Origin of the sequence: Pseudolysinimonas sp. (assembly GCF_031389465.1) — a bacterium.
Lineage (GTDB): Bacteria > Actinomycetota > Actinomycetes > Actinomycetales > Microbacteriaceae > Pseudolysinimonas_A.
Genome location: NZ_JANMSQ010000052.1, coordinates 1 through 4,185, shown reverse-complemented (window position 1 = coordinate 4,185; position 4,185 = coordinate 1). Strand labels below are relative to the sequence as shown.

The window sequence follows — 4,185 nt, the reverse complement described above, 5'->3', positions numbered from 1 at the left end:
GTGCATGCGAGCGAGCTGGGAGACGATCTGGTCGAAGGCCGGGTAGACGAAGCCGTCGAACTGGATCTCGCAGACCGGACGGTAGCCGCGATACGCAAGCCCGATGGCGGTGCCGATGATCGCCGACTCGGCGAGCGGGGTATCGATGACCCGGTCGGCGCCGAACTCCGCCTGGAGGCCATCGGTGATGCGGTATACACCGCCGAGCACGCCGACGTCCTCGCCCATCACGACCACCTTCGGATCGTCGGCCAAGGCGCGGTATAGGCCACGGTTGAGGGCTTTGCCGAGAGTCGTCGTCGTCATCAAGCGAACCCATCGAGGTACCGGGCGTACTCGGCGCGTTGCCGCTCGATCACCGGATGCGGTTCGGCGTACACGTGGTCGAAGATCTCGAGGGGCTCGGGGGCGGCGAGGGCGAGGCACCCTGATCGAAGTTCGGCGGCCGCAGCGTCGGCTTCGGCCGCGATCCGCTCGTCGGCGGCAGCGTCGAGCGCACCGAGGCTCCGCAGGTGATCGGCGAGGCGGGAGATCGGGTCGCGGGCCTGCCAGGTGTCGAGTTCGGCGGGGTCGCGGTAGCGGGTCGGGTCGTCCGCGGTGGTGTGCGGGCCCATCCGGTAGGTGACGGCTTCGATGAACGTCGGCCCGTCACCAGCTCGGGCTCGGGCGAGGGCGGTGCGGGTTGCGGCCAGCACGGCGAGCACGTCGTTGCCGTCGACCCGGATCGCCGGAATCCCGAAACCACCGGCCCGGTCGGCGAGTTCGACGGTGGATTGCAGGGTCACCGGTTCCGAGATCGCCCACTGGTTGTTCTGGCAGAAGAAGATCACCGGTGCTTTGAAGGATGCCGCGAACACCATCGCTTCGGAGACATCCCCCTCGCTCATCGCACCGTCACCGAAGTACGCCACCGCCACCGAATCGGCACCATCAGCGCGGATCCCCATCGCATAGCCGGTCGCATGGAGCGTCTGCGCACCGATGATCACCTGTGGGGTCGCCATCCCGATCGCATAGGGATCCCACCCCGACGCGGTCGTACCCCGCCAGACCCGCACCAAATCCACCGGCGTTGCACCCCGGGTGTAGGCGACGGCGTGCTCGCGGTAGCTGGAGAACACGAAATCATCCGCTCGCAGCGCCCGACCCGACCCGATCTGAGCAGCCTCCTGCCCGAGCAGCGGCGGCCACAACGCCAACTCACCCTGCCGCTGCAACGCCGTCGCCTCAGCATCCAACCGCCGCACCACGACCATGTCGCGATAGAAGCCCAACAGATCGGCCGCGGTCAGGTGCGCGACGACGGAATCGAAGTCGGGCGACGGGATGCGCACACCCTGCTCATCGAGGAGCTGCACGAACACGTCGTCCCCGCCCTGTGGTCCTGCGCGGCGCCCAGCGCGCCGCGCGAAAAAGCCTAGCCCGCCGCGATCGAGGCGCGACGGTCAGCGCCCGCTCGGCCAGTCTCTCGCCGGAGGGCCGACGTAGAGCTGCTGCGGACGGCCGATCTTGGTCGCAGGGTCGGTCGCGGCCTCCCGCCAGTGGGCGATCCACCCGGGCAACCGGCCGATCGCGAACAGCACGGTGAAGGTACGCGCCGGGAAGCCCATCGCCTTGTAGATGACCCCGGTGTAGAAGTCGACGTTCGGGTAGAGCTTGCGCGCGATGAAGTAGTCGTCGGCGAGCGCCGCCTCTTCGAGTTCTTTCGCGATGTCGAGCAGCGGGTCCTTCACGCCGAGGTCGGCGAGCACTTCGTCGGCGCTCTCCTTGACGAGCTTCGCGCGGGGGTCGAAGTTCTTGTAGACGCGGTGCCCGAATCCCATCAGCTTCACCCCGTCTTCCTTGTTCTTGACCCGTTCGACGAACTTCTGCACGCTCTCGCCCGAGTCGTGGATCTGGCGCAGCATCGTCAACACGGCCTCGTTCGCCCCGCCGTGAAGCGGGCCGTAGAGCGCATTGATCCCTGCCGAGATCGACGCAAACATGTTCGCTTCGGTCGAGCCGACGAGCCGCACCGTCGACGTGGATGCGTTCTGCTCGTGGTCTTCGTGAAGGATGAGCAGCCGCTCGAGCGCGTTGACCAACACGGGATTGATTTCATACGGCTCGGCCAGATTGCCGAAGTTGAGCTTGAGGAAGTTCTCGACGAACGACAGCGAGTTGTCGGGGTAGAGGAAGGCCTGGCCGAGCGACTTCTTGTGCGCGTACGCGGCGATCACCGGCAGCTTCGCCAGCAGGCGGATGGTGTTCATCTCGACCATCTCGGCGTTGTGTGGGTCGAGCGAGTCTTCGTAATAGGTCGAGAGGGCCGACACGGCAGACGAGAGCACCGACATCGGGTGTGCCGTGTGCGGCAGCGCCGAGAAGAACGTCTTGAGATCTTCGTGGAGCAGCGTGTGGTGGCGGATCTTGTCTTCGAACTCGGCGAGCTCCCCCTGCGTCGGCAACTCGCCGTAAATGAGAAGCCACGCCGTCTCGAGGTAGGTCGAGTTTCGGGCAAGGTCCTCGATCGCGTACCCGCGATACCGCAGGATGCCGGCGTCACCATCGATGTAGGTGATGGCGCTCCTCGTCGAGGCGGTGTTCACGAAGCCTTGGTCGAGGGCGGAGAGCCCGGTGGCCTTCATCAACGTCGAGACGTCGACGCTGTCGCGGCCGTCTACGGCACGGACGATCGGGAACTCGGCGGTCGTGTCGCCGTAGGAGAACGTGGCCGTGTCGGGCCCATCGGATTCGGTCACCCATACAGCCTAGAGGCCGCGAAAGGGCATCCCTGAGACGCCTAAGAAAGTGTCCCTTCAGTTAGAGGAAGGCACCAATCGTCTTGCCGCCGCGGCCACGCGTTCATCGGTCGCGGTGAGTGAGATGCGCACGTGCTCGCGGCCTGCCTCACCGTAGAAGGAGCCCGGAGTCACCAGAATGCCGAGTTCAGCGAAGGCCGCCACCGTCACCCAGCAGTCGTCGCCTCGCGTCGTCCAGAGGTACAGGCCCGCCCGGCTCTCGTCGATGCGGAAGCCCGCGTCGACGAGAGCGCTAGCGAGCTGCGCGCGGCGAGCGGCGTACCGCGACTTCTGCGCGATCACGTGGGCGTCATCGCCGAGCGCGACGGCCATCGCGTGCTGGACAGGAGCTGGCGGGATGAGGCCCGCGTGTTTGCGTGCTTCGAGGATCTCGCCCACGAGATCGCTGCAGCCGGCGATGAATCCGGCACGGTAGCCCGCCAGATTGGAACGCTTCGAGAGCGAATGCACGGCGAGGGTGAGGCGGCGCGAACCCTGCGTCACCTCGGGGTCGAGGATCGACGGGGTCGGCTCCTCACCATCCCAGTTGAGCTCGGTGTAGCACTCGTCGTTCGCGACGACCGCGCCGATCTCGCGGGCGCGCACCACGGCCCGACGCAGGAACTCGCGGCCGCGCACCCGACCGTCGGGGTTGCCGGGGCTGTTGAGCCACACCAGCCGAGTGTTCGCCGGCCACTCGTCGGGTTCGTCGGAGCGCAGCACTTCGGCGCCCGCGATCCGGGCACCGACCTCGTACGTCGGGTATGCCACGGTCGGGAACACGACGACGTCGCCGGGGCCGAGCCCGAGGAGCGTCGGCAGGGTCGCGATGAACTCTTTCGACCCGATCGTCGGGATGGTGTTCTCGACCCCGATCTCGACGCCTCGACGGGCGTACCAGTCGACGATTGCGGCGCGCACTTCGGGGCTGCCCTGGGTCTGCGGGTAACCGGGGCTGTCGACGGCGGCGGCGAGAGCGTCGCGGATGAGCACGGGCACCGGGTCGACGGGCGAACCGATCGCGAGGTCGACGATGCCGTCGGGATGTGCGCCCGCCGTCGCTCGGTACGGGAGCAGCGAATCCCAGGGGAAGTCGGGCAGGGCGAGCGGCACGGTCTCAGTGCGCCTGCGGGGGCAACGCGGCGATGACCGCGTGATCTCCCGGCAGGACGCCGACCTTGGCCGCCCCTCCCGGGGAGCCGACCTCGGCGAAGAACTCGACGTTGGCCGTGTAGTAGTCGGACCACTTGTCGGGCAGATCGTCTTCGTAGTAGATGGCTTCGACCGGGCAGACCGGCTCGCAGGCGCCGCAGTCGACGCACTCGTCGGGCTGGATGTAAAGCATCCGGTCGCCCTCATAGATGCAGTCGACGGGGCACTCGTCGATGCAGGCGCGGTCTTTGAC

Annotated in this window: 4 protein-coding genes and 1 pseudogene; all 5 read right to left on the bottom strand. The window is 67.2% G+C overall.

Translation table 11 applies throughout. From position 1 onward, the window contains the following. Window positions 1-306 (bottom strand): annotated as a pseudogene (locus RMO30_RS02055) (alpha-ketoacid dehydrogenase subunit beta); the annotation flags it as partial. Then, on the bottom strand, window positions 306-1,364 hold the full coding sequence (gene pdhA / locus RMO30_RS02050; protein ID WP_309708856.1) for a pyruvate dehydrogenase (acetyl-transferring) E1 component subunit alpha: 1,059 nt from the start codon (window positions 1,362-1,364) through the stop codon (window positions 306-308). The gene pdhA and the pseudogene RMO30_RS02055, both read right to left, overlap by 1 nt. 81 nt (window positions 1,365-1,445) lie before the next feature. Beyond that, on the bottom strand, window positions 1,446-2,741 hold the full coding sequence (locus RMO30_RS02045; protein WP_309708853.1) for a citrate synthase: 1,296 nt from the start codon (window positions 2,739-2,741) through the stop codon (window positions 1,446-1,448). Window positions 2,742-2,798: 57 nt separating this feature from the next. Beyond that, the gene (dapC, locus tag RMO30_RS02040; RefSeq protein WP_309708850.1) at window positions 2,799-3,893 is read right to left on the bottom strand and encodes a succinyldiaminopimelate transaminase; all 1,095 of its coding nucleotides are present in this window, start codon (window positions 3,891-3,893) and stop codon (window positions 2,799-2,801) included. A gap of 4 nt (window positions 3,894-3,897) precedes the next feature. Then, on the bottom strand, window positions 3,898-4,185 hold a 288-nt coding region (gene fdxA / locus RMO30_RS02035; protein ID WP_309708848.1), incomplete at its 5' end, for a ferredoxin.